Annotated in this window: 30 protein-coding genes, 1 pseudogene and 2 riboswitches; of the genes and pseudogenes, 10 read left to right on the top strand and 21 right to left on the bottom strand. The window is 40.8% G+C overall.

Features of this window, described 5'->3' with window-relative positions; all coding sequences use genetic code 11:
• From GJU40_RS17190 to GJU40_RS17175, 4 genes and pseudogenes are all read right to left on the bottom strand, one after another.
• Positions 1-72: helix-turn-helix domain-containing protein (locus GJU40_RS17190; RefSeq protein ID WP_154306416.1), on the bottom strand; the 72-nt coding region annotated here is incomplete at its 3' end.
• A 363-nt stretch (positions 73-435) separates the two neighbouring features.
• Positions 436-1449: a DUF1646 family protein gene (locus GJU40_RS17185; protein ID WP_154309306.1), complete on the bottom strand. Its 1014-nt coding sequence runs from the start codon at positions 1447-1449 to the stop codon at positions 436-438.
• Positions 1450-1599: 150 nt separating this feature from the next.
• Entirely contained in the window at positions 1600-2013 is a 414-nt protein-coding gene (locus GJU40_RS17180) for a GNAT family N-acetyltransferase (protein ID WP_154309305.1), read from the bottom strand.
• Positions 2014-2186: 173 nt separating this feature from the next.
• Positions 2187-2564: pseudogene (locus tag GJU40_RS17175) on the bottom strand (histidine phosphatase family protein); the annotation flags it as partial.
• Positions 2565-2730: 166 nt separating this feature from the next.
• Here GJU40_RS17175 and GJU40_RS17170 point away from each other — a divergent pair.
• Positions 2731-3321, top strand: a complete 591-nt coding sequence (locus GJU40_RS17170; RefSeq protein WP_154309303.1) for a CBO0543 family protein — start codon at positions 2731-2733, stop codon at positions 3319-3321.
• 77 nt (positions 3322-3398) lie between these two features.
• Here the strand turns inward: GJU40_RS17170 and GJU40_RS17165 are convergent, their stop codons facing one another.
• From GJU40_RS17165 to GJU40_RS17150, 4 genes are read right to left on the bottom strand one after another with little or no spacing between them, the layout of a single operon-like run.
• Positions 3399-4358: a siderophore ABC transporter substrate-binding protein gene (locus tag GJU40_RS17165; protein WP_154309302.1), complete on the bottom strand. Its 960-nt coding sequence runs from the start codon at positions 4356-4358 to the stop codon at positions 3399-3401.
• An 18-nt stretch (positions 4359-4376) separates the two neighbouring features.
• A complete protein-coding gene (locus GJU40_RS17160) occupies positions 4377-5138 on the bottom strand; it encodes an iron ABC transporter ATP-binding protein (RefSeq protein ID WP_154309301.1) in 762 nt (253 codons plus the stop codon).
• Positions 5135-6088 carry an iron chelate uptake ABC transporter family permease subunit gene (locus tag GJU40_RS17155; RefSeq protein ID WP_154309300.1) on the bottom strand — a complete coding sequence of 318 codons (954 nt, stop codon included), beginning with the start codon at positions 6086-6088 and terminating at the stop codon, positions 5135-5137. The genes GJU40_RS17160 and GJU40_RS17155 overlap by 4 nt, the downstream gene beginning before the upstream one ends.
• Entirely contained in the window at positions 6081-7031 is a 951-nt protein-coding gene (locus tag GJU40_RS17150) for an ABC transporter permease (protein ID WP_154309299.1), read from the bottom strand. Before GJU40_RS17150 ends, GJU40_RS17155 begins: the two co-directional genes overlap by 8 nt.
• A gap of 364 nt (positions 7032-7395) precedes the next feature.
• Here GJU40_RS17150 and GJU40_RS17145 point away from each other — a divergent pair, with 364 nt between their 5' ends.
• A complete protein-coding gene (locus tag GJU40_RS17145; RefSeq protein WP_154309298.1) occupies positions 7396-7887 on the top strand; it encodes an immunoglobulin-like domain-containing protein in 492 nt (163 codons plus the stop codon).
• Positions 7888-8006: 119 nt separating this feature from the next.
• On the opposite strand, the gene GJU40_RS17140 is transcribed toward GJU40_RS17145, so the two are convergent.
• A complete protein-coding gene (locus GJU40_RS17140) occupies positions 8007-8216 on the bottom strand; it encodes a hypothetical protein (protein ID WP_154309297.1) in 210 nt (69 codons plus the stop codon).
• 67 nt (positions 8217-8283) lie between these two features.
• On the bottom strand, positions 8284-8439 hold the full coding sequence (locus GJU40_RS17135) for a hypothetical protein (RefSeq protein WP_154309296.1): 156 nt from the start codon (positions 8437-8439) through the stop codon (positions 8284-8286).
• A gap of 137 nt (positions 8440-8576) precedes the next feature.
• Here GJU40_RS17135 and GJU40_RS17130 point away from each other — a divergent pair, with 137 nt between their 5' ends.
• Positions 8577-9110, top strand: a complete 534-nt coding sequence (locus GJU40_RS17130; RefSeq protein WP_154309295.1) for a DUF421 domain-containing protein — start codon at positions 8577-8579, stop codon at positions 9108-9110.
• 93 nt (positions 9111-9203) lie between these two features.
• Here GJU40_RS17130 and GJU40_RS17125 read toward each other — a convergent pair whose 3' ends face one another.
• The 3 genes from GJU40_RS17125 to GJU40_RS17115 form a co-directional block, all read right to left on the bottom strand.
• A complete protein-coding gene (locus GJU40_RS17125) occupies positions 9204-10253 on the bottom strand; it encodes an STAS domain-containing protein (protein WP_154309294.1) in 1050 nt (349 codons plus the stop codon).
• Between the two features lie 187 nt (positions 10254-10440).
• On the bottom strand, positions 10441-10872 hold the full coding sequence (locus GJU40_RS17120; RefSeq protein ID WP_154309293.1) for a DUF4829 domain-containing protein: 432 nt from the start codon (positions 10870-10872) through the stop codon (positions 10441-10443).
• Positions 10869-11630, bottom strand: coding sequence for an alpha/beta fold hydrolase (locus tag GJU40_RS17115; protein ID WP_154309292.1), 762 nt, complete (start codon positions 11628-11630; stop codon positions 10869-10871). The genes GJU40_RS17120 and GJU40_RS17115 overlap by 4 nt, the downstream gene beginning before the upstream one ends.
• 178 nt (positions 11631-11808) lie before the next feature.
• Here GJU40_RS17115 and GJU40_RS17110 point away from each other — a divergent pair, with 178 nt between their 5' ends.
• Positions 11809-12021, top strand: coding sequence for a hypothetical protein (locus tag GJU40_RS17110; RefSeq protein WP_154309291.1), 213 nt, complete (start codon positions 11809-11811; stop codon positions 12019-12021).
• Between the two features lie 87 nt (positions 12022-12108).
• On the top strand, positions 12109-12672 hold the full coding sequence (locus tag GJU40_RS17105; protein ID WP_154309290.1) for a DUF7010 family protein: 564 nt from the start codon (positions 12109-12111) through the stop codon (positions 12670-12672).
• Positions 12673-13419: 747 nt separating this feature from the next.
• Here GJU40_RS17105 and GJU40_RS17100 read toward each other — a convergent pair.
• From GJU40_RS17100 to GJU40_RS17090, 3 genes are all read right to left on the bottom strand, one after another.
• The gene (locus tag GJU40_RS17100; protein WP_154309289.1) at positions 13420-14373 is read right to left on the bottom strand and encodes an ABC transporter substrate-binding protein; all 954 of its coding nucleotides are present in this window, start codon (positions 14371-14373) and stop codon (positions 13420-13422) included.
• Complete coding sequence (locus tag GJU40_RS17095; protein ID WP_154309288.1) at positions 14370-14918, bottom strand: ATP:cob(I)alamin adenosyltransferase; 549 nt, start codon at positions 14916-14918, stop codon at positions 14370-14372. The genes GJU40_RS17100 and GJU40_RS17095 overlap by 4 nt, the downstream gene beginning before the upstream one ends.
• Positions 14919-15072: 154 nt before the next feature.
• A riboswitch (cobalamin riboswitch) is annotated at positions 15073-15266 on the bottom strand.
• A 106-nt stretch (positions 15267-15372) separates the two neighbouring features.
• Positions 15373-16650 carry a uracil/xanthine transporter gene (locus GJU40_RS17090; RefSeq protein ID WP_154309287.1) on the bottom strand — a complete coding sequence of 426 codons (1278 nt, stop codon included), beginning with the start codon at positions 16648-16650 and terminating at the stop codon, positions 15373-15375.
• Between the two features lie 95 nt (positions 16651-16745).
• Here GJU40_RS17090 and GJU40_RS17085 point away from each other — a divergent pair, with 95 nt between their 5' ends.
• Positions 16746-17702 (top strand): serine hydrolase domain-containing protein, encoded by a 957-nt coding sequence (locus GJU40_RS17085; protein ID WP_154309286.1) that lies wholly within the window; start codon positions 16746-16748, stop codon positions 17700-17702.
• Between the two features lie 284 nt (positions 17703-17986).
• On the opposite strand, the gene GJU40_RS17080 is transcribed toward GJU40_RS17085, so the two are convergent.
• From GJU40_RS17080 to GJU40_RS17060, 5 genes are all read right to left on the bottom strand, one after another.
• Entirely contained in the window at positions 17987-18538 is a 552-nt protein-coding gene (locus GJU40_RS17080; protein ID WP_154309285.1) for a GDYXXLXY domain-containing protein, read from the bottom strand.
• Positions 18513-19925 carry a DUF2157 domain-containing protein gene (locus tag GJU40_RS17075; RefSeq protein ID WP_154309284.1) on the bottom strand — a complete coding sequence of 471 codons (1413 nt, stop codon included), beginning with the start codon at positions 19923-19925 and terminating at the stop codon, positions 18513-18515. The genes GJU40_RS17080 and GJU40_RS17075 overlap by 26 nt, the downstream gene beginning before the upstream one ends.
• Positions 19926-20209: 284 nt before the next feature.
• Positions 20210-20818 carry a DedA family protein gene (locus GJU40_RS17070; protein WP_343031596.1) on the bottom strand — a complete coding sequence of 203 codons (609 nt, stop codon included), beginning with the start codon at positions 20816-20818 and terminating at the stop codon, positions 20210-20212.
• 100 nt (positions 20819-20918) lie between these two features.
• Complete coding sequence (locus tag GJU40_RS17065) at positions 20919-22043, bottom strand: iron-containing alcohol dehydrogenase family protein (RefSeq protein WP_154309283.1); 1125 nt, start codon at positions 22041-22043, stop codon at positions 20919-20921.
• 85 nt (positions 22044-22128) lie between these two features.
• Positions 22129-22248, bottom strand: a riboswitch (SAM riboswitch).
• 58 nt (positions 22249-22306) lie between these two features.
• Positions 22307-22696, bottom strand: coding sequence for a sporulation protein (locus GJU40_RS17060; RefSeq protein ID WP_343031595.1), 390 nt, complete (start codon positions 22694-22696; stop codon positions 22307-22309).
• Between the two features lie 679 nt (positions 22697-23375).
• Between GJU40_RS17060 and GJU40_RS17055 the strand changes: the two genes are divergently transcribed.
• The 4 genes from GJU40_RS17055 to GJU40_RS21395 form a co-directional block, all read left to right on the top strand.
• The gene (locus GJU40_RS17055) at positions 23376-23738 is read left to right on the top strand and encodes a GntR family transcriptional regulator (RefSeq protein ID WP_154309281.1); all 363 of its coding nucleotides are present in this window, start codon (positions 23376-23378) and stop codon (positions 23736-23738) included.
• Positions 23735-24637 carry an ATP-binding cassette domain-containing protein gene (locus GJU40_RS17050; protein ID WP_154309280.1) on the top strand — a complete coding sequence of 301 codons (903 nt, stop codon included), beginning with the start codon at positions 23735-23737 and terminating at the stop codon, positions 24635-24637. Before GJU40_RS17055 ends, GJU40_RS17050 begins: the two co-directional genes overlap by 4 nt.
• A complete protein-coding gene (locus GJU40_RS17045) occupies positions 24615-25343 on the top strand; it encodes a hypothetical protein (RefSeq protein ID WP_154309279.1) in 729 nt (242 codons plus the stop codon). Before GJU40_RS17050 ends, GJU40_RS17045 begins: the two co-directional genes overlap by 23 nt.
• Before the next feature lie 137 nt (positions 25344-25480).
• On the top strand, positions 25481-25630 hold a 150-nt coding region (locus GJU40_RS21395; protein ID WP_343031597.1), incomplete at its 3' end, for a helix-turn-helix domain-containing protein.

Here is a 25630-nt window from a genome sequence, read left to right as displayed (position 1 = left end):
CGTCTTATTGATTAACTCCATTTGTTTTTGATTAGGGAAGATACGAAACTTAAACGCCTTTTTAACTAACATGATTTCACCTCGCTTTATAGGAACGCACGTTCTAATTTTACCATGACAGTGAGTGTTTTGGCTATCGCCAACCGCCATTCATCTTCCCCTTATCGCTGAGCTAAAGCTCATCACCCGCTTGAAGAGGGAGTCTTCTGTCGGATAAAGATAAATCTTCCATTATTTCTACGCTAATTGTTCAAATGAAAATGTAACAGAGTCTGATTTTAAAAAGACAAACCAATAAATTACTCATATGGTTTGTCTTATTAACATTGTTTTCACTGAAAGAAGAACCCTTTAATTCTGTTGAAGATGATCTTTATTATAGTCTTTGCCTCTGCCGCAGCAAACTTCCCGCATTCTCCTTAACCATCTTGATTTCTAAATTCGATGAAGCATAAAAAAGTAAATCAGCATGACTAGTAACCCGATGGGAAGGCCGTAAGCCGCCCACTCTTTACTGGTAATATTCAGTTTTCCCGCAGCAATGATATTAGGAATATTGCCTGGAATCAGCATTCCGCCGCTGATCAGCAGACCCAATAATATCGCTCTTATTGTGACAGTATCCATAACAGGACTGATTTCGGCAGCAGTCAAAGTTGCATTATCGAGAACTGCCGAGATCATGTTAAACCAGTACAGCACTTCTGGCTGCAGTTTCACAAAATAGGTTTGTATAAGAGGTTCAAATCCGGATCCCAAAAATGTAAGCCCCATAACAAAAAAGTAAATTTTAAGAGCTCTGGCCAAAATGTCCTCATATGACTCTTTTTCCATTGTTTCTCTCATGGCTTCTGTCTTCACCGGCTTTTTTACAAGTACTGCACCCAAAGATCCGAATAAGAGGAGAGCTGCCAGCACTTCATGACCAATCAGCCTGGTGAGCAGAAAAAAGCTGCCGTTCAGTTTGCTGATTGCAATGGTGGAAAGTGGTTCTCCAATAGGGGTGAGAGCTGCTCCCATCCCGATTGAAAAGCAGGAAAGCACGACGAACCGCACCATATATTTTCGCTCAAGATTCAGGGAGGATACCAGCATCACCAGTACCAGAGCTGCAATAATGGCAGTAATTGCGCTGGAGATGAGTCCCAGAAAAACAATGGAAATACATGTAAATAACTTAAATGGCATTTTGCTGCTAATTTTGCTGATAAACCTGGCCAACGGCATATGTATCCATTTAAACAATATTCCTGCAGCTAAAACTGCGAGTGTAATGTTAACAGGATCCCTTGCTGCATCCAAAAAAAGATCAGGATTCATAACCCCGCTGAACACAGCAGCCAGCATTCCCATTACAAATAGAAACAGCTCCAGATTATGTTCAACAGTATGTGATATTAACGGAAGAAATAACACCAGCAAAAAGATTGCCGAGAGTCCAATTACCATGTGAAGATACTCCCCATCCTTATACTACTCATATTTTCGAGCCAAATGGTACTTCACATATATATGCCTGGAAGAGGACAAACTTTCCTATAGAATCAGCTGCTACCTCTACCCTGCTTGATGTATGGACTGCAGCAGTTAGTACAATATTTACTTGATTTTCCGCATCAGGCAGCTGCCATTAACTTCCGTTGAAAAACCAAGCTTTTCATAATAAGGGATCAGCCTTTCCGGACAGTACAGTTCAATTCGCTCAGTGTGATGTAAATCTGGATGCTGGCACAAAGCTTGTACGACAAGCTGGCCAATCCCTTTGTCCCTAAAGCTGTCTCTTACAATCACATCAAAAATAAACGCTCTGAATATCTTGTCAGAAATGGCTCTGCCAAACCCTATCAGCTCCCCTGTTTCTTCAGACAGTATCCCCACTGTAACTGTACTGTTTTCAATCATCACTTCAATTTCTTCCCGCTTTCTGTTTCTTGTCCACCATTCTTTGGAGAATAACTCATATAGCTCCCCTACTTGCTGATCACTTAGTATTTCTATCACTGAATTTCCCATATTTCTCCTCTTTTCTAAACATTTTTTTTTACTCTGCCTGCCTCAAATGCTAAATACCCCCAGCAAAATCTATACTAAATATACCATCTTCATAAGAGAGAATCGTTAAGCTTGTATCACATGAATAAAAGGAGGTGCCCAAAAATCTTCCAAATCCCCCCGTTAACATGGAGCTAGATGGCTTTCAGCATAACAGCATGCGTAACTATCAGCACATTTCCTTCTAAAGGTTGATGAACAATTTTATCAAGGACAGTGGCAGCTCTCTTCATCAGCTGTTGAAAAGTTTCTCCCCCCGCAGGTTCATACAGATGAGGACTTTCCCAAAAGTGCTGAAAGTGTTGAGCATGACTCACTTTAATTTCTTCATGGGTGGGCCCTTCCCACTCCCCCAGACTGATTTCTCTTAAGTTTTCTTCGTGAATCAGCTGAGTGCCCCTCTCTCCCAACAGGAGTTTTGCTGTTTCAATCGTTCTTTCGCTTGTACTTGTATACACTCCTTGAAATTTTGTATGCTTCAACCGTTCTCCAAGAGCAAGCGCATTTGAAACACCTTGTTTTGTTTAAGGTGAATTCAGCCAGCCCTGCAGCCTGTTTTCAAGATTCCATTTTGTCTGGCCAAGTCTCGTTATTGGGACATTTCCTTTCTATGAGTAACGTTTCATTCATAATATCTTGATAAAAGGATAAGCTATAAAAAAACAGTAGGAGTGCGTTATGGATAAAGAACAAAGAAGTACTTTGCAAGGATTGCGTGATGATCAGCTCGACGTTTCCAGACATTGGGTGGACTATTGGTTTGATCATTCCGGTCCGGATACCTGGCAGTTTTGGGTAAATGTATTTTTCCTGATATCGCCGCTCATCCTGCTATACTTTAAAATAGACAGAAGCAAAATTTTCATCGCAGGTTTTTACGGATTTGCTGTACATATCATTTTTTCCTATTTCGATCTGATTCTCGTGAGATGGGGATATATCAGCTATCCCTATCAGTCCATTCCTCACCTTCCCTCCAATTTTGCATTGGATGTGTCACTCATACCTGTTCTGGCTATTTTGCTTTATCAGTGGACGTATCGTGAAAAAAAGAATTACTACCTGTATTTTCCACTGCTGGCAGGAGGTCTTTCTTTCTTATTCAAGCCAATACTTCTGATATGGGATCTTATACATCTGCAAAGAGGCATGAATGTCATTCATCTCTTTTTATATTATCTCTTTATTTTCTATTCGGCCAAGCTGCTTCTTAACTTTTTCTTCTTCATGGAAAAGCAAAGAAGTCCGCTCAGTCTGCGGCGTAAATAGAGCGTATATATCAGTACTTGCAGGATTAAAAAAAAGAGGCATTGAAAAGATTTCTCCTGTCAATGCCTCTTTGTGAATTACAATGCTTTTTCTACTTCTTCCATCATTAAGTTCACAGATTGAAGACCTCCGCCGCTCAAGTACCAAATGCCGCCATCAAGGTAAACAATTTTACCGTTTTCAAAAGCGGAAGTCTTTTTCACCAAATCATTTTCAACCGTTTGTTGAGCCCCTGCTTCCCCGCCAATTGCAGCAGAACGGTCAATTACGAACATAACATCAGGATTTCTTTCCAGAATATATTCAAATGTAATGCTTTGTCCGTGCTGAGACACTTCGATGTTTTCATCGCTTTGCTTAAATCCGAAAACATCGTGGATAAAGCCGTAGCGTGAACCAGCTCCATAAGCGCTCACCTTTCCTTCGTTAGCAAGAAGGATTAATGCTTTACTGTCAGAAGAACCAGTTTTTTCACTTAACTCGCTTGCTTTCGCTTTAAGGTCATTTAGCGCTTTTTCTGCTATATCTTCTTTTCCGTAAATTTTACCAAGCATTTCAACGTTTTTCTCAAGAGATCCCAGGTAATCGGCATAATCTGTTTCTACCAAAATAGTTGGGGCAATTTCTTCAAATTGTTTGTAAAGCTCAGCCTGTCTTGCCGAGATATAAATGACATCAGGTTTTAATGCATGAATTGCCTCAAAATCCGGCTCTTTTAAGCTTCCTACATTCGTATATTCACTAGCTGCATATTTCTGCAGATATTGAGGAACAACAAGCTGCGGCACACCGGCAACATCAGCACCGAGCACATCCAGTGTATCAAGTACACCAAAATCAAAAACAACTGCCTTTTGAGGATTTTTAGTAACTGTTACCTCTCCGTACTGATGCTTAACTGTTACAGTCTCTTCAGTTTCAGCAGGCTTACTGTCTTTTTCTGAAGCTGCAGTACTTTGTGCAGCCTGATTATTGCCGCAAGCTGCCAACAGCAGCATAACTGCCATTATGAATGTTAAGTAGCTTAGTTTTTTCATGATTATTTCTCCTTTTTCTTATGAATTAAAATATACGCAAATTCTGCAATTGTTCATTTCCTGTATTGGAATATCCATATCATAAATTTCCTTTAATGCAGTGGACTGAATAATTTCATTAGTGGGGCCGTCCTTCACAACTTTGCCATTCTTAAGTGCGACAATTTTGTCTGAATAGACGGAAGCAAAATTAATATCATGCAGCACAATGACCACTGTCTTGCCCAGATCGTCCACAAGACTTCTCAGTATTTTCATAATTTGAACGGAATGTTTCATGTCCAGGTTGTTCAGCGGTTCATCAAGCAGAATATAATCAGTATCCTGCGCAATGACCATGGCAATAAACGCTCGCTGTCTTTGCCCTCCGGATATTTCGTCTATAAAAACATGCTCCATATCCTTAAGAGCCATATATTCCAGGGCCTGATCCACCATCTGCTCATCTGCATCTGTCAGCCTTCCCTTTGAATAAGGAAAACGGCCGAAAGATACCAGTTCTCTGATTGTCAGGCGTACATTCATAAAGTTGGACTGTTTGAGTATGGAGACTTTTTTGGAAAACTCACTGGATTTCATTTTTCTGGAATTGCTTTGATCTATCAGCACCTCTCCGGTATCAGCATCCAAAAGTCTTGAGACCATGGAAAGAAGTGTTGATTTACCGGCACCATTCGGACCTATAAATGATGTAATCTGCCCGCGTTCTATGACAGCTGACACATCCTGGACAACCTTCTTTTTTCCGTAAAATTTAGACAGTGACTGAAGTTGTATCATGAAGAACGACTCTCCCTTAACAGTAAATAAATGAAGTATATTCCGCCGATAAAATTAATGATCACACTCAATGTAGTAGAGAATGTAAATATTCTCTCAACTACCCACTGACCGCCCACAAGAGCAATCATACTGATCAGGACGGCACCGCTGATTAAAATGCTGTGCCTGTATGTAGAAAACATTTGGTAGGCAAGGTTTGCCACGATCAATCCAAAAAACGTGATCGGCCCCACAAGTGCAGTCGAAATGGAAATAAATACAGCCACCAGCACCAGCATCTTTTTAACAATTGAATCGTACGGCACTCCCAAATTAACAGCATGCTCCCTGCCCAGGGATAAAACATCCAGATATGCTGTAAACCTCCATGCATAAACCAGAAGAATCAGAATGAGTCCTATCGCCAGCCAGACCAGTTCGGAATTGATGTTATTAAAGCTTGCAAACATCCTGTCCTGAATGACCATAAATTCATTGGGATCGATCAGCACCTGCAGAAAAGTTGAAATGCTGGAAAAGAACGTTCCTACTATGATTCCGACAAGAAGCAGAAAATACACTTGCTGATTTCCCTTGCTGAACAGCAGCCTGTAAAGGATTAGTGCGAATAGGATCATCACACTGACTGACACAGCAAAATTCAACTGCTTGTTGGCAACGAGACTATGTGACGATCCCAAAAAGAAGATAATGATCGTTTGCAGTAGCATGTACAAGGAGTCAAGCCCCATAATTCCCGGAGTTAGTATTCTATTATGGGTAATGGTTTGAAACACAACGGTCGAATAGGCGATTGCAAGGCCTGTGATCATCATCGCCAAAACCTTCATGCCTCTTCTTGGCAGTGCATAGTCATAGCTTCCGTTCAATGAATCAAACAAATATAAGCTGACAGCGCCGATAACAAGTAAAATCAGAATGGCAAACTTCGGAATATGTTTACGCATGCGCTCTCCTCCTAAACAGTAAATAGAGGAAGATCCCGCTGCCGAGTACGCCTACCATTAAAGAAATTGATATTTCATAAGGATAAATGAGAACTCTCCCTAAAATATCTGTTACCAGCAAAAAGATTGCTCCCAAAATCGCAGTGTGAGGCAGGGTTTTCCGCAGGTTGTCGCCTTTAAAGATTGACACAATATTCGGTATGATCAAGCCCAGAAATGGAATCATTCCTACTGTCAGGACAACAGTAACTGTAATCAATGCCACGAGAATCAGGCCAATATTTACAACTCTCCTATAGGCAAGTCCGAGGTTTTTTGTGAAATCTTCCCCCATGCCCGCCACGGTGAACCGGTTGGCATACAAATAGGCAATGATAAGCACCGGAACACTTATGTACAGCAGTTCATACCGCCCTTTCATAATCATTGAAAAGTCACCTTGCAGCCAGGCGGACATATTTTGAATCACATCTGCACGGTAAGCAAAAAAGGTAGCAATCGAAGACAGGATATTGCCAAACATCAAACCTACCAATGGAATAAAAACTGAATCTTTAAATTTAATCCGGTCAAGAATCTGCATGAACAGCAGTGTCCCTGCAAGTGCGAAGACAAACGCTACCGTCATTTTTTGAAACATGGAGGCGTTTGCAAACATCAACATTGACACCAGAATGCCCAGCCTTGTCGCATCAAGCGTTCCGGCAGTAGTAGGAGATACGAACTTATTGCGGCTCAGCTGCTGCATAATCAGACCGGCAATGCTCATACCCGCTCCTGCCAGCAGGATGGAAATCAACCTGGGTACTCTGCTGATTAAAAAAATCTCTGTTTCTTCAGATTGAAAATTCAAAAGCGCTTTTGGTGAAATACTGCTAACCCCTACAAAAAGAGAAACAACAGAAAGAATCACTAAAGCCGGCAATAAATAACGTAATTTCATGATGCTTCTCTCCAAAATCATTCGGTATTCTCTTTAGTGATAATCATTATCACTGGTATTATCATAGAATAGTAAATATATTCTGTCAAGGTAATTGAGAAAGTTTTTCATTTAATGATTACAAAGTAGACTTTATCCTTAGATGAATAGGAAGCGTCTTGATTTCTTTGAAATTTGGTACACTGAGGTCAATTAAAGGATACAGGGGTCTTAAACCCTTCTTTACCATAGCTGGCTAATGAAATTGGCTGACCCTGTTATGTTTAGCAAAATAAAAAAGACTTTTTTCGTAAATTTTTGGCTTTTAAAAAGGTAAGTAACTTTTATACATGTCTAGCGTCTAATTTTTTAAAGGGGTGGTTTTTTGAAACGATACATATGTTTGTTATTCTGTATGGTAATAGGTTCTACACTTTTATCAGGGTGCCAAAGTGACAATTTTAACCAATCTATTAAAACGACAGACTGGAAGCCTACAATTTATGCAACTGTCAACAACCTCGATGGCGTCACTATGATTGCAAAGGAAGGGACTGTCTCCTCAACTGGGATGACTGTGATATTTGAGAATAACTCTGACAAACAATGTATCTATGGTGAGTATTTCTCGCTGGAAAAGAAAATTGAAGGTAAATGGTATCAAGTTCCTGTTGTCCTTGATGCTAACTATGGGTTTAATGATATTGGTTATGAATTGGCTTCTTCAGATGTTAGTGAATGGGATGTTGATTGGAGCTGGCTCTACGGAAATTTGGAGAATGGTGAATACCGTATAGTAAAAGACATGCTAGATTTTAGAAAAGCGGGGGACTTTGATAAGTACCACTTAACAGCGGAGTTTACCGTTGATTCATAACTTACGATTAGCATAGGTGAGTTTTACAGAAATTAAAAGTCTTCGAAAGTCATCAATACGAAAACAGCCTAAAAAAAACGAAGAAACAATCGCAGGCAATGCCACGGTGTTTCTCCGAATTAATCAATTTGACAATCAAAACTAACTACTTTCCATCCCGATTTTTCTATAGAAGGAAATCCGCCTTTATCATAGCAGCTATCTGTGTATGCCTTCACTTCTTTATAACTAAAGTAGCTATTAGTGAAGAACAGAAAAGAGCCTGCTACAAGCAGAACCGGTAAAATAACAGCTCCAGCCAGTCTTGCCGCACCTAATTTTCTTGTCATTCCAACAGCCTCCCTACTGATTCTTCAGTTGTTTTTGTTCCTAAGTTCATCAGTGTTATATATAACTTTATTGTCTTTTCTCCAGCTTATCAAGCTTTTCTTCAATTCTATCGAGCTGTGTCTGCCTTTTTCTCCATGTCTTCCAGAATAGAAACGGTACTGCTATCACCATAGCAAGAAAAATAACCATTGCCAGCTGAAAAAATGCATCTCCTGGGTTCATTAAGTGAAACCTCCTCCATACAACAAGTATACTACTTATTCTACTGGAAACTTTTTACACTGTCGATACTGTGGTGTTTGCATTTTCTCATTAGGGGAAGTCCCATAGTAGAGGCAATGGGAAAGGAGAGTTTCTACATGTTTTTTAACAGCTGGGAAATAATCGGCAGAACTACAATAGTAGGAATACTGGGGTATGCCGGACTCTTAATGATCCTGCGGCTATCGGGGAAAAGAACGCTCACCAAAATGAATGCATTTGATTTGGTGATCACCGTTGCGCTGGGATCTACACTCGCCACCATCCTGCTTAATAAAGATGTAGCGCTTATGGAAGGTCTTACTGCCTTTTTTGTCCTGATTGGCATGCAGTATTTGATTACCACTTTTTCCAGAAAATCTTCTGTTCTCAGCAGTTTAATCAAGTCGAAACCGGAGCTGCTATACTTTCAAGGAACATACAATGAAGACACCATGAAGAAAAATCGCATGATAAAGGTGGAGGTGCTTCAGGCAGTCCGCTCCAGCGGAATTCCCTCAATGGAAGAGGCTGAAGCTGTTATTCTAGAAACATATGGCAGTATCTCTGTTCTTCAGAAGGTAGAACCAAGGAAGCAATCTTCACTGCAAAATGTTAAAGGAAGTGAAAGCTTCAAGCAAGACAGCTTGTAAGAAGCCTGCAAGAAAAACGCTATGCAACTAACTAAAGTAGCTGGTGGACAATTAGAATGTAACATTGTCCGCCAGCTCATCATGAATACAGCATCACAGATGTCCTTGATGATCCTTTGAAACAATCGCCAGCCCTTCCATAGACATGGTATACATTAACCCATGCTGCAGTGTACTGAAGCACTTAGTATAAATAGAATTGAAATCCATATCCACCATTTGCAGGCTCAATTCAGGAGAAATTCCTACCAAGCTTGTTTTGGTTCCAAGAAGCCTGACTGCCCCGATAACATCCTTAAGAATGCTGATTGTTAACTGATCAATCTCTTTGATACCAGTTAAGTCCAACAGCAAATATTTTGCATGATGAATTTTAATTCCGGTTAATATTTTATCCATCAGTTCGCTTGCCCGTCTCTCTTCAAATTTACCAATGAGAGGAATGACAATTGTGTTGTTAAAAATGGGAATTAGAGGGGTTGAAAGATCACTAATCAGCGATGTTAATTCTCTTGTTCGCTCACTCACCTTTTCTTCCAGCTTTCTAATTTGTTGTTTCTCTTTGCTCCTAATTAATTCATACACATTTCGATCAGGATCAACATCTGAGGGTGAGAACTTCAACAAACTGTATGAATTCTCATCCTTTTCACCTTTCATGTCTTCATACCATACATTTTCTTGCAGCAGAACACTGAGAGCTCCAGCCATATGTCCCGGAATGAAGTACCCCGGCCTTGGAGCTGTTCCCCTGTCCTCCGCCTGCTTTTTAACAAGTTTTGTTTCCCACATATTTTCTAATTTCATAGTAATCTCTTTTTTTTCCAGGTTTATGTATTGCAGTGTTATTTTGCCCCAGCCGGCATTTAAATAAACGAGGTGAAGATCTTTCAGCACTTGGTCGATCCTTTTTTTCGCATACATGCCTTCTCCGACAATTTTCCCAGTCCTGTATCCAGCTGTTTGCAGCACAACCTTCAGTTCTTCGGGCCCGGTGATTTCTTCAAATGTATCAAACAGACTTTTTAAAGTGGTTTCAATCCAGAATAAAGTAGCATGTTCTCCTTCATATGTAAGGCTGCCATTAATAGTAGACCATTGTATTTCCGTACCGTTTATGTCCTGCTTAATTACTTCTGTCATGGCTGCATCTCCTTCTCAATTTCTAACAAGTCAACAATCCTATTTTGTACTAAGCTGGTACAAATACTCGAATTTTTTATGGTCAAAAGAACTTAATTATATATTAATCAATTTTCTTGGCCATTTCCAGTCTCAACCATAACAATTATTATTTTTTTAAGCAGCCGGCCTCAGCCTTACCGAAAGATTAATAGCCCCAGTCAGCAACCCTCCACTTTCCGCCTTTCTTCTCCCTTACCAAAATCCAATTCCAATCAGATTGGATAGAATGAGGATCAAAGCTGCCATCTCCTCCAGAAAAGCCAACAGTAAATGTTGAGAGAAGGACAATGACATTTTCAGACGTCAGCCCCTTTCCCGTACCTCCTCCGTAAGTCAAATATTCCTCTGCCTTTCTCTTTGAATATGTTTCACTATATTTAAGATCTGTTAGTTCACATCCTTGAAACTCTCTAAACTTTTTCTTTACTGTGCCTACTGCTCCTTCAATTTCCTCACTTGTGAACGTACTGGAGTATTCAATACTCACCACAGCATCATTTACTTTGCCAGATTGCAGATGATAGATCAACATCAACAGAACGACTATGATAACTGCTGCTGCCCCTTTTTTCATCATACCTGTCTCTTTTCCTCATCATTTTTCATCAAACTAATAACCATACTTCTTACTGCATCAATCACAACTTCAGGCTGTTCCCTTTGAATGAAATGCCCTGAATGTTCGGCAATTAAAAATGTACTCCTGCTTTTTGTTATCTGAAGCATTTCCCGCTGCATGTCATGCCATAGCGTCTGCGAAGATTCATTGTAATGTTGTTTTTTACCCGCTGACAGTACTGTTACCGGCACATCCAGCAAGTTACTGCAATTTTGAAGCTGCTTCAAGCTCTCTTTAAAATTCTCTGCATTTCCCTCTTTTGTAAACTGGCTGTAATAGCTGTTTTGAAATGCCTCTGACATGTTTGGTAAAAATCTATTCTGATAATCATGGGGCGTTGAATCTATTAGCACCAGCCCGGCTGTCTTTGTTGGATATCTGTCAGCTAACACCCTGTGAATCACACCGCCATAGGAATGGCCTGCCAGTATCGGAGAATCAATGTCCAGATTCTCCATGATTTCGTACAGTTCTTCTGCCATCCAGAAGGCTGTTCTCGGATGGCAGCTGTTACTGCTTTTTCCGACTCCTGCGCGGTCATATACAATTACATTTGCAAATTCACCAATTTCTCCTGCTGTCTTCTCCCAAACACTGGAGTCATTACCGTAGCCAGCATCTAATATCACATAAGGGAGATGTGGCCCAGATTGATATATTACAACATACATTTCTCCAAAACTCAGCTTCACATTACTTTCTATCTTAAGCACCATAGCTTCTCCTTTATCACTTCAAGTCTTCCCTTTCTAAGATTTCAGCAGATCTTACACTCTTAGAAATAAGAAAACAGACTTCGACAACACATTATCAGTATCTATGTTATATTTTATAAAAATTTCCTTTGTTTGGGAATGTTTTTATTTTAATAAGTAGATATAGGAGAGATGCACAATGAGATGGCCTAAAAAATTAATACTGATTATCAACTGTATTTTAATGGGCTGCTTGTCCGTGACAAGATTTTCAGTAGGAGAATGGGGATATGGTTTGTTTTTTGCTGTTTTGAGCATGTTTTTTCTCGTCTTTTCCGTGCTGGAAGACACCATTTTAAGAAAACGTTTCAAAGCTGACGGAGTGAAAGGAGCCGAACAAAGATCAAAATAAGTATGTGGAACTCTTGAAATGGAAGCTTAGCATTTTTTCAAATAGGGAAAGTGATAAGTCAACATAAGAAGAGGTGGAGAACTAGATATGGAAAAAGAACGATTGAAACTGGCAGAATATAATAAGAAAGGCATTCCTATGCTCCTATCCGTTATCTTATACTGGGCAGCAATGCTGGGAATGCAGTTTTACATCAATCACCCAACCACGCTGGCTTTGCTTTATCTTTGCGGAACGGTTCTTCTTTTTCCTGCCGGTTACTTGTTTTGCAGGCTGATGGGAATCAATATGCTGAAAAGGATCAACTCTCTGACGAGTCTGACCGGACTGCTGGCAGCAGGCCCTGTTTTTACAGCACCCATTATGGTCTATATATATATAAACGATCCGGCCGCTCTTCCCTTTACGATCAGCACCATTACCGCAGTGCACTTTTTTCCTTTTGCATGGCTGTACAAGTCATACTCCTATCTATACATACCTATTGCCATCATCCTGCTGGTTTCGGCTTCCCTGATCTTCCTGCCAAATCATCAATTTGCTGCAGTGCCGATTATTATGCTCTGCTGCAATGTTATTCTGCTGGCTGCTTCAGCTGCGGAACTGCGGTCGGGAACAGTGCCTGGCACCACCCGGGATTTGGCGAAATAGAGAACAGTGCCAGGCACCACCCGAGTTTTGTCGAAAGGGGAACAGTGCCAGGCACCACCCGAGTTTTGTCGAATTTTTCCCGACTGCCCTGCATCTTTCCTTTCAAAACCTACTATAAAGAAAGCTCGAAGCATAATGGCTCCGAGCTTTTTGCGTGTTGAATTTGCTTCTATCAAATGTGCTTTACCCTGCTAAATGCACTAGTAACTCTCTTATTTATAAATGTTTGTTGTTAAGTGTGCGAGATTTCTTATAAGTTTTTCCTTTACTTTTTACTTTGGGACGGAACTGCTGAAATAGACGTAATGATTTCTCTTATTGGAAAAATACAAAAAAAAGTCTGAAATAAGCGTACGAATTCGTCTATTAGTTTTTAAGTAGAGTAACCGGAAAAGCTTATCTTAGATTGCCTAAAATCAACCCTATTTAGTACTTAACCGGAATACTTCCGCTTATATTTTCTTTAACCCCTTTTTTAAGAGTCTAGCGTAATGACATAGACGTAGAGATTCCGCTTATTTGAGAAATGCAGCAATAAAAGCTCAAAATACACGTAGGAATTCCGCCTATTTGAACAAAAGTGCTAGAATCAGGCAGTTTTAAGTAGGGTAACCGGAAAATCTCCCTTTATAATGCCTAAAATTAGCCTCATTTAGCATGTAACCGGAATATCTCCGCTTACGTTTACTTCACCCCTTTTGAGAGAGGGATTAGATATTTACTAAATCCTTTTTGTGTTCACTTCTTTTATTGAAAAAGCTCAGGGTAAACAGCTGAAGCTGCAAGTTCCACTGCTTCACCGATCCGCGGTCCAGGGCGGGACATTACATCAGAGTCCAGGAAAAAGACCTTATCATTTTTCACCGCATCCAGTGCGTCCCAGCTTCCTCTGGATTTAATTTCTTCAGTTGGGTTTTCCACATAATTGACGGTAGTCAAAATGGTGTCAGGATTTCGCTTGACGATCTCTTCTTCTGACAGCTTCACCCACCCTGTTTGATCAGCAAAGATGTTTTCGACACCTGCATTTTCCAGTATTTCCTGCTGAAATGTTTCGGAGCCTGCCGTGTAAATATCAGGAGAAGGGCTGATTTCAAAATATGTTTTTTCTTTTTCACTAACTTCAGCCACTTTCTCTTGCACGTCGCTGATTTGTGATTGAATGTCAGAAATCAGTTTTTCACCATTCTCTTTTTCTCCAAGCACTGCAGCAATTTGCTCAATGTCTCCGTATACGTCATCAAAAGTTTGGGCTGACTGAATCACAAACACATTGAGCCCTGCTGCTTCCAACTGTTGAACCCCGGCGTCATCACCTGTCGTATAAGCAATGACAGCATCAGGCTTTAAAGCAAGTATAGCTTCAGTGTCCGCTGTCATTGAGTCAGAAATTCTTTCAATCTCTTTTGCCTCCTCGGGATAGTTGTCATATTCAGTTACACCGACAATTTTTTCTCCGGCACCAAGGGCGAACAGTATTTCTGTATTGCTCGGCTGAAGGGAAACGATTTTCTCCGGCACAGCTTCAAATGTTATATCTAGTCCTCTGTCATCTTTCACTGTATAAGAGGCAGATTTTTCTTCCTGCAGCTGTGTTTCCCCGTTCTCAGGCTGTTCTGTTGTCGCAGACTGTCCATTGCTGCAGGCAGAACTAGCACAAAGCAGGAAAGCTGCAAGCAGTATTTGAAGTTTTTTTGTCATTTGGAATTCTCCTCTTTTTTTATATTTCTGGTTTTGTAAGACTTGCTGATAAATGGAATTTCTTGAACACCTTCACATGAATTCACATGCACGGCCATTACAAATAAAACATTCGCCAAAAGATGGGCATAATCAAACAGAATTGGCTCCACCTCTCGTTCAAGGCTTACCTTGTGAAGGGCTCGGACTGATTTTTTCGCTTCACTTCTACAGGTATGAAGAACACAAGCTGCCTCTGTTCCTTGAGGCAGTACAAAAGTATGTATCGTGTCACCCGCTTTTGACGTGTAGTAATCATACATATTGCTGAGTGTTTGCAAATCCTCTGCAGTAATTGCCAAGCTGCCTCTGACTGATCCATTCAGGTGATACGCCATCTCTGAGAGGTAAAGCAATTCTTCATGCAGTTCGGGCATATTTCTCGTCTTTGACGCAGCTAGTCCGATTCGCGTTGCAAGAGAATCTGTACGTATTTCAAAATCAACAGTTGAAGCAGCTTCACGCATGTACGGATAACACAAATATCGAAAATCTTTTTTTACCATCTTCCTTCCCCCAAGAAATATACTTTTGAGTAACCCCACAGTTACGTAAACGCAAAAAAAACCGCCCAGGAGCTGGCCGGCGGACATCATCATATATTAAAGAGAACAAAAGGATGAAAAGTCGCCGCACCATGCCCCTAACTTCCGAAAGGCATAATACGATAAAAAAAAGACAGGTATCCTGGCTTGTGCATCATTTTACTTTAAGAACCTTCCCGTTCAAAACGAAACCTCGAACAGTGGTCATCTTCTTATTTCATCAGCACTTACAGTTGCGGAAACAGCTCCGGATTTTCACCGGATTCCCTATTAAGCTGGTACATCAGCATCTTTTTTCTGCGGGGTATTCAATTAAGGAATATTATACCACTAGAGAACAGTGACTGTCACACCCCGAATACTGTCGATAAAGCCTGATACACCCCGAAAATTATCAATTTTTAGCGGGAGGCCCCTAAATTTCCCACCTTACACTTTTCTCCATGAAGATTGAGAGAAGGACACCAACAATGAGACCGTTGGCAGCTAACGGCTGCAAGAGAACCGGAAGGCTGCTGAACAGGCTTGGGGACACATTCATGATGCAGAGCCCGATGAGTACCGGACCCGCAATTCTAAATATGGAGACCGAGTCAAAGATTTCCCCTTTGATGCTTGCCAGCGCGGTGCCAAACAGCTGCAAATATGCGACAAATAACACAGCGTTCCCCACCGTAATCGGCAGGGTTCCAAGAAAGCTTCCAAAAATCGGAATGAGTCCGAGTGTTGTCATCAAAGCGCCGCCGATAAAGAAGGGCTTTTTCTCAAGGATGTTGGTGCTTTGTAAAAAACCGATTGTTGAAGCAAAAGGTGTATAAGGGACCAATCCGAATAGCGAAGCCGCCATACTAAACAAACCCGTAAAAAATATGGACCTTCTATACTGACCTGTTTTTGCCTCCTCACCGTACAAAACTGCAGCTGCTTGAATAGAAGCAAACGAATTGGTCAAATTCAAAAGACCTGCCAAAAATGAAACAGCAATAATACCATATTGCAGGTTTGGAACACCCAGAGGAAATAGAGTAAAGGTGGAACCAACACCAGAAGGAGAGGCAGTTTCCCCCGGAAAAATCAGAACATAAAGCAGCCAGCCTGCCGTGATACCAATCAAAATGGAAAAGTTTCCGAGCATTCCCCCCCCTTTTATCTTGAGCAAGCTGACAAATATCACGAGTCCTATCGACAACGCAGCTACAGGAAGATCAATTGCCCCCTCCGAATCGAGCTTAAACATACCCTTAAAGAATATAAAAATCAGTTGAAATGTTAGTAAAAACAAATAAACACTCATGACCATAGGTGTGAAAATGGCCTGAAGTACGGAGATGGTGTTACATGCCGCAAGCACAACTGTAACTGCTCCTGCAAGGAGAATGCCAACAGCAATGCCGCCGCCAATTTCCGAAAGGGTAAGACCCAGTGAAGCCGACGACAAGCTCAGCGAGAGAGTCAGACCCCACAGCAGTCCTGAATGTCCTTCCAGCAGAGGATAGCGATGGCCAGCCAAACCTTGGAGGATGCATGCTGCACCTGTTATGATAAAAGAAATTCGTATAGTCATTGCAACTGTTTCCAGAGGCAATTGAAAAGCTGCACCGATTGATACCGGTACAACAATTGTATTAGCAAAAATAAAAAACAGCCATTGAATGGAAGAAAAGACTGTAACTGCATAACCTTTATGCTTCATGCTCCAACCCACTTTCCCTTTGAATAATAAGCCCTAGCCAGTATACTCCTTTATGTGGGAGATGGGAAAAATTTTCTTTAAGAAGGGGGCAAACAATGAAGAAATCTTCAGACTTTAGCAGCCTTAATCAGTACGTGGTACAAAAACAGAAAGAGATCGGTGCCACAGCCGCAGCTGTTTATATTTTGAAAAAAGGGATTGCAGTAAATGAATACTATGCAGGAAACCAAGGGAAAACACCCGGTTCCAGAACGACTGATGAAAAAACGCTGTTTCCGCTGGCCTCAATTAGGAAAACTTATCTGGGTTTGGCAATCAGCCTGCTGATAGAAGAAGGAAAAATCAAAAGCCTGAATGACAGCATAGAAGACTATCTAGATATAACAGCTCCGCGCGTCACGCTGCGTCATTTGGTTACACATACGCATGGTCTTGATCAACAGGATAAACAGCTGCTGTCAGCTTTTGCTCCCGGTACCCAATGGATGTATAACAATTCCGGTGTTGATCTCCTGATAGAGCTTATCCAAAAGCTAACGGATCAAACACTCCATGATTACGTTGCTAAAAATATTTTTACGGTGTATCAGCTTACGGAAACCCACTGGAAGACAGAAGCAAAGGAGTATATGGCAGAATGGCCCAGAAAAATTTCGGGAAATTCTTCTGTTAACTTTTACGCAAGTGCGAGAGACCTTGCGAAGTGGGGCTGTATCCATCTCAACCATGGAAGATTCATGGGAAAGCAGCTACTCCCCAGAAGCGTGTTTGAGAGAGTAGTGATGTCACAGACTCCCTCTGATCTGCCAAAGCATTTTCCAAGAAACGGCTATTTCTGGTGGCTTCAACACCCCACGCCGCTGAACCAGCTGGGTGAAGCACTGCCGGAGGATGCATACCTCATACTTGGCATTTCCGGCTGTGCCTGCCTTGTTATCCCCTCACTTCAGGCAGTAGCAGTCAGAATGTATAACCAGACAGAAAATCCTTCAGGTTACAACTATCTTGAAGATATCAGGCAATTTGGTAATCTAGTCGCTTATCATTTATAAAACTATAATTAAAACAGGTAAAGCAGGAGTTATGAAGATATTTAGCAGTCACCGCCAAGGTATTGAGAATTGTTGAACATGTGCATTGCAGATCATTTTCGCAGAGAAATGCTGCAGAATAAACCATTGTTGATAATATATTACTTATAGTTTAGGTTTTGGTAAATCTCATGAAAAAGAGGATAAAACTGTGAAAATGTTTTATCCTCCCTACATCAAACATACACCTTGACACCGACCCTCTTCACCGTGAAACAATCGTTTTCGAGGAGTGACTGGCACCCCTATTTCACCTCTTTTACACTAGTCACCAACCCATACCCATCATGTATCCTCACAGTAACCACCACCTGGCCTTCTCTCGCCTGTTCTTCCAACTCCAAACCTGTACCTTCTTCTACATAAAAACGATCAATTCCATAATTAATTCTTACAGATTGTTCATTTTCGCTGGAATCGATGAAATATGGCAGCATTTTGCCTTGCACGAAGGAGCCGCTTGGTTTTTCTTCACTAATATTGACCGCTTTATAAATACCGTTGTCATCTTTAGATAGTGAGACATAAACAGTCAAATCCCTGTGAAAGCTGTCATTGGTTAGTTGTTTTCTTAACTTTTCTGTCAGTAAAGAAGCATTCAGCTCGTTTATTTCCAACTCCAGGTCAACGTAATCGCCATAAAAAATATCTCTCGGATCTATTGGGATTGTTGCCAGTGTCACTTCTTCTCCATTAACCATTGTGGTCACGGGTTTGATTAACATGCTTGTCAGCACCACAACAGGAACAAATAGTGATAATAGAAACAATCTACCTGGCAGCCGCTTTTTCTTCATTCATCTTCTCTCCTCTCCTCGTTCTCTCAAACCAATATCCCAGTCCAAGAAGAAGAGTTCCTCCTATAAAGAAAGCAATTGATTTATTCATAAATGCCAGCGATACATCCACATAAAATCGGAATATCAGCGCACTGACAAGCAGTACACCAAATAATTTATTTTTATAAACAAGATAAACGCCATAAATTAAATATAGTAGTCCAAAAATCAATTCATATGGAACAGCAGCGTCAGCTGGATACGCAAATTCCATTGTTAATAGAATTCCTGCTCCAAACTGTAAGACAATACCCAAATTTTTCATAACGTTTTGATAGTCGGAAAGTTGGAAATGGGTGAATATCAGGCCAACCATAAATATAAACCCGAGATACCAGCATGCATAACTTACTTCCATATGGTAAAAAGCAAGAAGGACCACTTGAATAGCTAAGATTACATTGAATCCAAAAAGAATTGGAGACTTATTTAACAGCTTGTGACTGCCGATAAACAGAACAGGTACAATGAGTGCAAACAAGAATAAAAAGGAACCATTTTCTATCGCTTCGAAGCCGATTTTTGTTTGAACAAACTGATAAAGAATAATAAGATTTACGACGCGCAAGTATGTGTCTTTTTTAAACAGGACTTCTGAAAGAAGAAATAACCCTGCTAAAACAGGAAGCATCCATAAAAAAGAGTACTCGTTGTTTAGTAGAAATTTCATTTCAATAAATTGATACATAACAAAATAGTTTGCAATCTGTAAATATGGGCTCATCGTCTTTCCATAGGCTGAAATCAGGAATAATAATGGCAGGACGATTAACATCCATAGAGAAGGATCTCCACCCTCGACAAATAAGAATTTCAATTGAATGGATAAATAAATAAGGCCATAGCCAAAAAAATATAGGATTTGATCGCTTTTGTAAAAAGCTAATGAAAGAAACCCAAGCGACCAGGCAAATAAAGCGTTTGCCAATTCTCCTCCCAAGTGAAACATTTGTCCAATGTAAAATATTTCAGCTCCATATACAAATACACCAATATAGTACAGAGATTTTGACAGAACAGGCTTGCTCTCTTCCAAAAACCAGGCCAAGACATAAGAAACAATCAATCCTCCAAGTAACAGAAAGAATTTTTCCATGCTGGACAACGCAGACCAATTGCTCGCAACAAAACTAAGAACACTAAGGCCGATTAAAATGGAACCGATTATAGATATGATTTCAAAGAAATGAATAGATCTTGCAGGTTTGGTCTCTTTTTCGTACCCTACTTTGTAACAGCGGAGCAGTCTCTCTGCTTCATTGGGCGCCAACTCACCGATTTCTTCTAAATAGAATAATTCCTTTTTCAAAATATCGTAATGAAAAGGAGAAATCAATTTGTTCACTTTGTAACCTCCTTCTGTTGCAGCTCTTAGTAGTTAATTTTTTTATTACTTACTTTCTACTTTCTACAACTCTTACTGAATCAATATTACCATTAATTAGAAAATAAAAAAGCAGAAGATTTTCTTCTACTAGTTTGTTCATGCATATATGGGAGAATGTTTATTTGAGGGAAATTTCAGTTAGCATAGTATATGATGGGGCCGGGATTTATATGACATATCAGTGATTAGGCGGAAGTGAATTTCATCTCCAAGTGGATTGACGCGGGACGTGGGACCCGTCCCTACGTCCCACTTTTCTTCCTGTAAAACCAAAATACAGCAGCAGCCCCCGCTGTTCCCAGTAAAACATAGGAAACTGTGGAGTAAACATCCATGTATTGGTAGATTCTGTCCCAAGAGTCTCCAAGGATGACACCAATGTAAACCAAAACTGCATTCCATATCAAAGTCCCGAAAGTTGTGAGCAGGAGGAATAATCCAAAGTTCATCCGCGAGGTACCTGCCGGAAGGGAAATCAGGCTCCTGACAAGCGGAACGAATCTGCAGAAAAAGACTGTCCAGATGCCGTGGCTGTGAAACCAATTATTCGCCTTATCCACATCAGCAGTAGTCAGTCTCAGCAGATGCCCCCATTTTTCAACGAGCTGCTTTAGCCTGCTGGCTGAAAGCTTATATCCTATCCAATAGAGGATAACAGCACCTAAAACTGATCCCAGGGTCGATACAGCTACAACTCCTAAAACTGTTAAACGTGTAGTTGTTGTCATAAATCCGCCAAAGGTCAGTATGATTTCTGAAGGTATAGGGGGAAAAATATTCTCTATTAGTATCAATAAGAGGATCCCTATGTATCCAAACTGTTCCATTACATTTGTAATCCAATTGTCCACATAATCACCTCTTCTAGTAACCCTTCTTACCTTTCATACCCTTAAATGAATGACAAAAAGCAGGCTAAAAAAAATGACTATGCTGCAGGATGAGCATTCTTCATTTTCTGCTTGTGATGCGGGACGAGGTACCCGTCCCTGCGTCCCGCAGTGCAGATATCAAACGTTCTTCTGTTATGTGCAAGCCCATGTAGTGAATGGATTCCTGAGGCAGGATTGTCTTTTTGGCAATTCTCTTCAGGAGCTCATCGTCTTCAGAGTCTATGCCCAGGTCAGATAGAGATGAGGGAAATTCCCATTCTTTATAATAGTTCAAAAGACTGTCCAGTTCCTCCCCTTTTTCTTCAAGTGAAAGCTGTACCAAAACGCCATATGCCACTAATTCGCCATGAAGGAAACCGCGCACTTCCTTTGCTTCTGTCAGGCCGTTATGAACAGAATGGGCACCGGCAACCCTGCCTGCCTTACCACCAAATCCTCCAACCATACCGCCAGTCAAGATGATGGCATCAATCACACTGAGAAGTTCTTCCGTTACTTTCCCCTTTTCAGCTGATTCAATCGCTGCAGCAGCATCCTTCAAAAGAGTTTCCTTACATATTCTTGCTGCTTCTCTTGATATCTGAAGCCATACAGGCAATTCCTTCCCTTTATAAAAAGAAGAAATAAGTGCTTCTGCTTCGTAATATTTAGCCAGGGTATCGCCTATTCCTGCTTTGAGGTACTTGACAGGAGCCTGTGCTATAACTGCTGGCTCGACCAGTACGAGGGTATTTGCCGCAGGAAATTCAGTGAAATGGGTAAAAGCACCGTTCTCATTATAAAAAACACTGAGCGGTGTCCAAGCAGCACATGTGGCTGCAATTGATGGAATGAGAACTGATTTAACTCCTGCCTGAATGGCGGCAGCCTTTGCAATATCAAGAGCTGTTCCGCCGCCAATGCCGATGACAGCATCAGCTCCTTCCGAGATGAGTTTTTGACTAATAGCTTCGACTGTCTGCAGAGTGGTATGGCCTGTAATCTTGGTTAAAGCTGCTCCCCAGCTTCCATTCTCCGTTAATTCTTGAGGCCAGTACGGCTGCACAGCTTCCCAGGCTTTAGCACCGCTGACAATATGCACCTTTCTAATTTGCAATTCAGTAAGATGAGAGGCCAATTGTTTTAGTATTCCTTCTCCTAAGCTGTAAGCCCCTGGAGCTCCTTTCACAACGCTGATGGACATTTCTTTTTCCTCCTTTTGGGTGATATAAAAAAAGTGCCGCTCTATAAAAAGAGAGGCACTAAATATTAAAGCTGTATTGCTGCCTCTCTTATCTTTCAAAATACAAACCTCGTATATTGCAGGATTTAGCACCTATTCATATTCTAAGAATATGGATGGTTGCCGGGCTTCTTCGGGCCAGTCCCTCCGCCGCTCTCGATAAGAGAAAATATTCAATTATTAAAAATTTGTCCTGGGACAAGGGACCCGTCCCGTCGTCCCACTCAAGCAGAAGTTATTAAAATTTCATCATGATCATTGCAGATCATGTCATCCTTGAAGACAAGCCTTGTCTGAAAACGATAGGACACATTCTCCGAGGAGGGTGCCAGCTGATCTGGTACATGATAGGTAAATGGAATTTGGCTTTCGTCGTTCACTTCAATCGTTCTAGACATGAGAATGGTTGTGACCGCATCTACAAACTCCGTTGATTTTTCCGGAACTTCTCTCACCAAATCACATTCCAGCCGCTTAATGTGCTGCTTAATCCAGCCTCCCTTTACGTGAAAAGCACCGCAAACCTTGCTTCCGGCCGAAATGCTTTCACACTCCAGCACAAGATTGACATGTGGTATTCCTACCTTCATAAGACTAAGACATTTTTTTAGCACGGGTATTTCCTCCAATAAAGTATTCATTCCTTAACGGTTTCGGTTCATTTATACTCCCAAAGATGTGAAACCAAGGATTCTCGGGGGATTATAATCATTTTCAGTGAGAGCTGCCGCTGCATATAGTCCAACGGCCGTGTAGAGCATCAAGAATATCAATATTCTTCTTTGCAGACTTCTATTCAACTAATTTGATAATCTCCTTCGTTTTTCATAGCGTAAACGTCATCCACAAAAATTTCAGATATCCTTTCTCCTCCTTAATATAAAGAACCCTCACCAGAAGTATGGCAAAGGTTGTAATAGAAAATTCAAGGGTCCTTTACCACTATTGGCAAAGGTCTCGCAAACAACAAATTTGTTGCCAGTTAGGCCGGTAATGCAGCGCATTACGAGATGACGACATAACTGTTAGCTACTCCCCTTTGGAGTTCATTTGATTGTAAAACAGCTAAAATGTGGCTGTGAATTTATCATAAGACATTCATCTTTAGCTGTCAATAAACTTATGGAAAAATGGTTAAACAGCAGAGACTCTTATCAAAACAACTTGTTAGAACACCGCCAGGGCATGCAGCAATTTAGTTATTGCCATATTACCCCATATAATATATACCACATTACAACAGTAATGTACTAATTAAGAAGGGGAGCGATAGCGATTCTGCATCCTGATAGTATGAAGCCTATTTATGTACAAATAGCAGAGATCGTGGAAGCTGAGATATTAAACGGACAGTTTGAAGCTCAGCAAAAAGTATATTCTCAGTATCAGCTGGCTGACATATATACAATCAACCCTGCTACTGCTGCTAAAGGTTTAAACTTGCTCGTTGATGAAGGCACGCTGTATAAAAAACGGGGTCTGGGAATGTTTGTTTCAGATGAAGCACATAGCATCATTCAACACAAAAGAAGGAATGAAGTCCTAAAAGGGCTTGTTCATGATCTTGTATCAGAAGCAGGACGCCTGCACATACAAGAAGAAGAGCTTATCAGTATGATTCGGAAAGCAATGAAAGAACAGGAGGGAGAAAGATGAACGTGATTACATGCAGCAATGTGACGAAACAGTTTGGAAAGAAGTACGCGGTCAATGGCCTGAACTGTAGAATCGAAGAAAACAAAATTACAGGGGTTATCGGGAGAAACGGGGCTGGAAAAAGCACATTGCTGAAAATGATTGCAGGCTATTTAAAGAAAAGCTCCGGAGATATCAGCGTTTTTGGGACACACCCTTTTAACAGCCTGGATGTGTCTATCAATTCAATTTACATAGATGATCAAATGATCTTCCCTCCTTCTATGCAGCTGGAAGAACTTCTGGAAACTGCAGGCAGTTTTTACCCTAATTGGGATGAAAAGCTGGCATGGAAGCTTTTTCATTACTTCTCTTTGGACAAAAAACAATATCACCATCACCTTTCAAAGGGTCAGACAAGTACATTTAATTTCATCATCGGGATTGCTTCCAGATGTTCACTGACAATCCTTGATGAGCCTGTTTCAGGATTGGACGCAGGTGCCAGAAAAGATTTTTACCGAGCCCTGCTGAAGGATTACATTGCCTATCCTCGTACCATTCTGCTTTCGAGCCATCATATGGAAGAAATCGAAGATTTGCTGGAAGATGTTCTTTTGCTGAAAGAAGGAAGAGAAATCCTTCACATGCCGGTATCAGGGCTCAAAGAGTTCGCTGTCGGCTTAAAAGGGTCAAAGAAGGTGATCAGTCAGGTTGTCAAAGACAAAAAGGTCTTTTTTTACCGCGACTTACATTCTCACATGTCTTATGCTGCTGTGGAAAACACTTTTACAAAAGCAGAACTGCAGAACATGCGCACTCAGGACCTATTCTTATCAGCTGTATCTGCAGCAGATCTATGTATCTATTTAACACAGGATGAAAAAGGAGGTATCGATGATGTCTTTAGTGAAAGCTGATTATCGGCCAATGATCTATAAACAATATATTTTTAAGCTGAAAGCTTATAAAGATGCTGTCACTACATTAATGATAATCCAAATTGCAGCCATTCTCCTATCTTTAGGGGGGACAGAGTCAATGGGCGGCGGCAGTTCAGTGGGAATTAGCATGACAGTTAATTACTTCTCTTCTGACTTTGTCATTGCTCTTACCTGGATTTGGGCTTTTACAACCGGTAGTTCTCTTACTAGCAAGCAAAACAGAAAGATTGACTTTATTTTTGCAGCCAACCGTTTTACCAGCAGCGCTGCAAATATTCTTTACCTACTAACAGTCGGGCTGTTTGCAAGTATAACTTCTGTTCTGGCCGGATCTGCAATCCTTGTAATAAGGAGCATATTTTCTTCAAACGACCTGTTAATAACAGAGTACAGTTACAGCCTGTTTGCCGTATCTATCTTGTATAACTATCTTTATGTGATTCTAATATTTTCACTTGGCTATTTTATCGGAGCGAGTGTACAGAAGACCAGATGGAGTTTCATCCTGCTCCCGTTTCTGCTGGCAGCATATATGTATATGTTTCTCCCTTCCAATCCTTCTGTATTTGAGTTTTTCTTCTTGGAGGAAAGCCAGCTGCTTTTTTTAATAAAAGTCCTTGCAGTCAGCTTTATACTTTTTTCCAGCAGCACCGTATTGCTCCACACAAAGGAGGTAAAGTAATATGGAAATGTTAGGTGTTGTTATTCCGATTTTGCTTCTGCTGCTGATCATTCTTCTACTCATTTTATCTTTATCCGACAGAAGACTCCCTCTTCAAGCGGGTGATGAGCTTTAGCTCAGCGATAAGGGGGAGATGAATGGCGGTTGGCGATAGCCAAAACACTCACTGTCATGGTAAAATTAGAACGTGCGTTCCTATAAAGCGAGGTGAAATCATGTTAGTTAAAAAGGCGTTTAAGTTTCGTATCTTCCCTAATCAAAAACAAATGGAGTTAATCAATAAGACG

Origin of the sequence: Metabacillus lacus (genome assembly GCF_009674805.1) — a bacterium.
Classification (GTDB): Bacteria; Bacillota; Bacilli; order Bacillales; family Bacillaceae; genus Metabacillus_C; species Metabacillus_C lacus.
This window is presented reverse-complemented; position numbering and strand designations above follow the sequence as displayed.

Coding starts and splice junctions, on each gene's coding strand:
- GJU40_RS17185 (WP_154309306.1), bottom strand. CDS start 1,449: ATGGTAATTGGACTCTCGGCAATCTTTTTGCTGGTGTTATTTCTTCCG.
- GJU40_RS17180 (WP_154309305.1), bottom strand. CDS start 2,013: ATGGGAAATTCAGTGATAGAAATACTAAGTGATCAGCAAGTAGGGGAG.
- GJU40_RS17170 (WP_154309303.1), top strand. CDS start 2,731: ATGGATAAAGAACAAAGAAGTACTTTGCAAGGATTGCGTGATGATCAG.
- GJU40_RS17165 (WP_154309302.1), bottom strand. CDS start 4,358: ATGAAAAAACTAAGCTACTTAACATTCATAATGGCAGTTATGCTGCTG.
- GJU40_RS17160 (WP_154309301.1), bottom strand. CDS start 5,138: ATGATACAACTTCAGTCACTGTCTAAATTTTACGGAAAAAAGAAGGTT.
- GJU40_RS17155 (WP_154309300.1), bottom strand. CDS start 6,088: ATGCGTAAACATATTCCGAAGTTTGCCATTCTGATTTTACTTGTTATC.
- GJU40_RS17150 (WP_154309299.1), bottom strand. CDS start 7,031: ATGAAATTACGTTATTTATTGCCGGCTTTAGTGATTCTTTCTGTTGTT.
- GJU40_RS17140 (WP_154309297.1), bottom strand. CDS start 8,216: ATGACAAGAAAATTAGGTGCGGCAAGACTGGCTGGAGCTGTTATTTTA.
- GJU40_RS17135 (WP_154309296.1), bottom strand. CDS start 8,439: ATGAACCCAGGAGATGCATTTTTTCAGCTGGCAATGGTTATTTTTCTT.
- GJU40_RS17130 (WP_154309295.1), top strand. CDS start 8,577: ATGTTTTTTAACAGCTGGGAAATAATCGGCAGAACTACAATAGTAGGA.
- GJU40_RS17125 (WP_154309294.1), bottom strand. CDS start 10,253: ATGACAGAAGTAATTAAGCAGGACATAAACGGTACGGAAATACAATGG.
- GJU40_RS17120 (WP_154309293.1), bottom strand. CDS start 10,872: ATGATGAAAAAAGGGGCAGCAGCAGTTATCATAGTCGTTCTGTTGATG.
- GJU40_RS17115 (WP_154309292.1), bottom strand. CDS start 11,630: ATGGTGCTTAAGATAGAAAGTAATGTGAAGCTGAGTTTTGGAGAAATG.
- GJU40_RS17110 (WP_154309291.1), top strand. CDS start 11,809: ATGAGATGGCCTAAAAAATTAATACTGATTATCAACTGTATTTTAATG.
- GJU40_RS17105 (WP_154309290.1), top strand. CDS start 12,109: ATGGAAAAAGAACGATTGAAACTGGCAGAATATAATAAGAAAGGCATT.
- GJU40_RS17100 (WP_154309289.1), bottom strand. CDS start 14,373: ATGACAAAAAAACTTCAAATACTGCTTGCAGCTTTCCTGCTTTGTGCT.
- GJU40_RS17095 (WP_154309288.1), bottom strand. CDS start 14,918: ATGGTAAAAAAAGATTTTCGATATTTGTGTTATCCGTACATGCGTGAA.
- GJU40_RS17090 (WP_154309287.1), bottom strand. CDS start 16,650: ATGAAGCATAAAGGTTATGCAGTTACAGTCTTTTCTTCCATTCAATGG.
- GJU40_RS17085 (WP_154309286.1), top strand. CDS start 16,746: ATGAAGAAATCTTCAGACTTTAGCAGCCTTAATCAGTACGTGGTACAA.
- GJU40_RS17080 (WP_154309285.1), bottom strand. CDS start 18,538: ATGAAGAAAAAGCGGCTGCCAGGTAGATTGTTTCTATTATCACTATTT.
- GJU40_RS17065 (WP_154309283.1), bottom strand. CDS start 22,043: ATGTCCATCAGCGTTGTGAAAGGAGCTCCAGGGGCTTACAGCTTAGGA.
- GJU40_RS17055 (WP_154309281.1), top strand. CDS start 23,376: ATGAAGCCTATTTATGTACAAATAGCAGAGATCGTGGAAGCTGAGATA.
- GJU40_RS17050 (WP_154309280.1), top strand. CDS start 23,735: ATGAACGTGATTACATGCAGCAATGTGACGAAACAGTTTGGAAAGAAG.
- GJU40_RS17045 (WP_154309279.1), top strand. CDS start 24,615: ATGATGTCTTTAGTGAAAGCTGATTATCGGCCAATGATCTATAAACAA.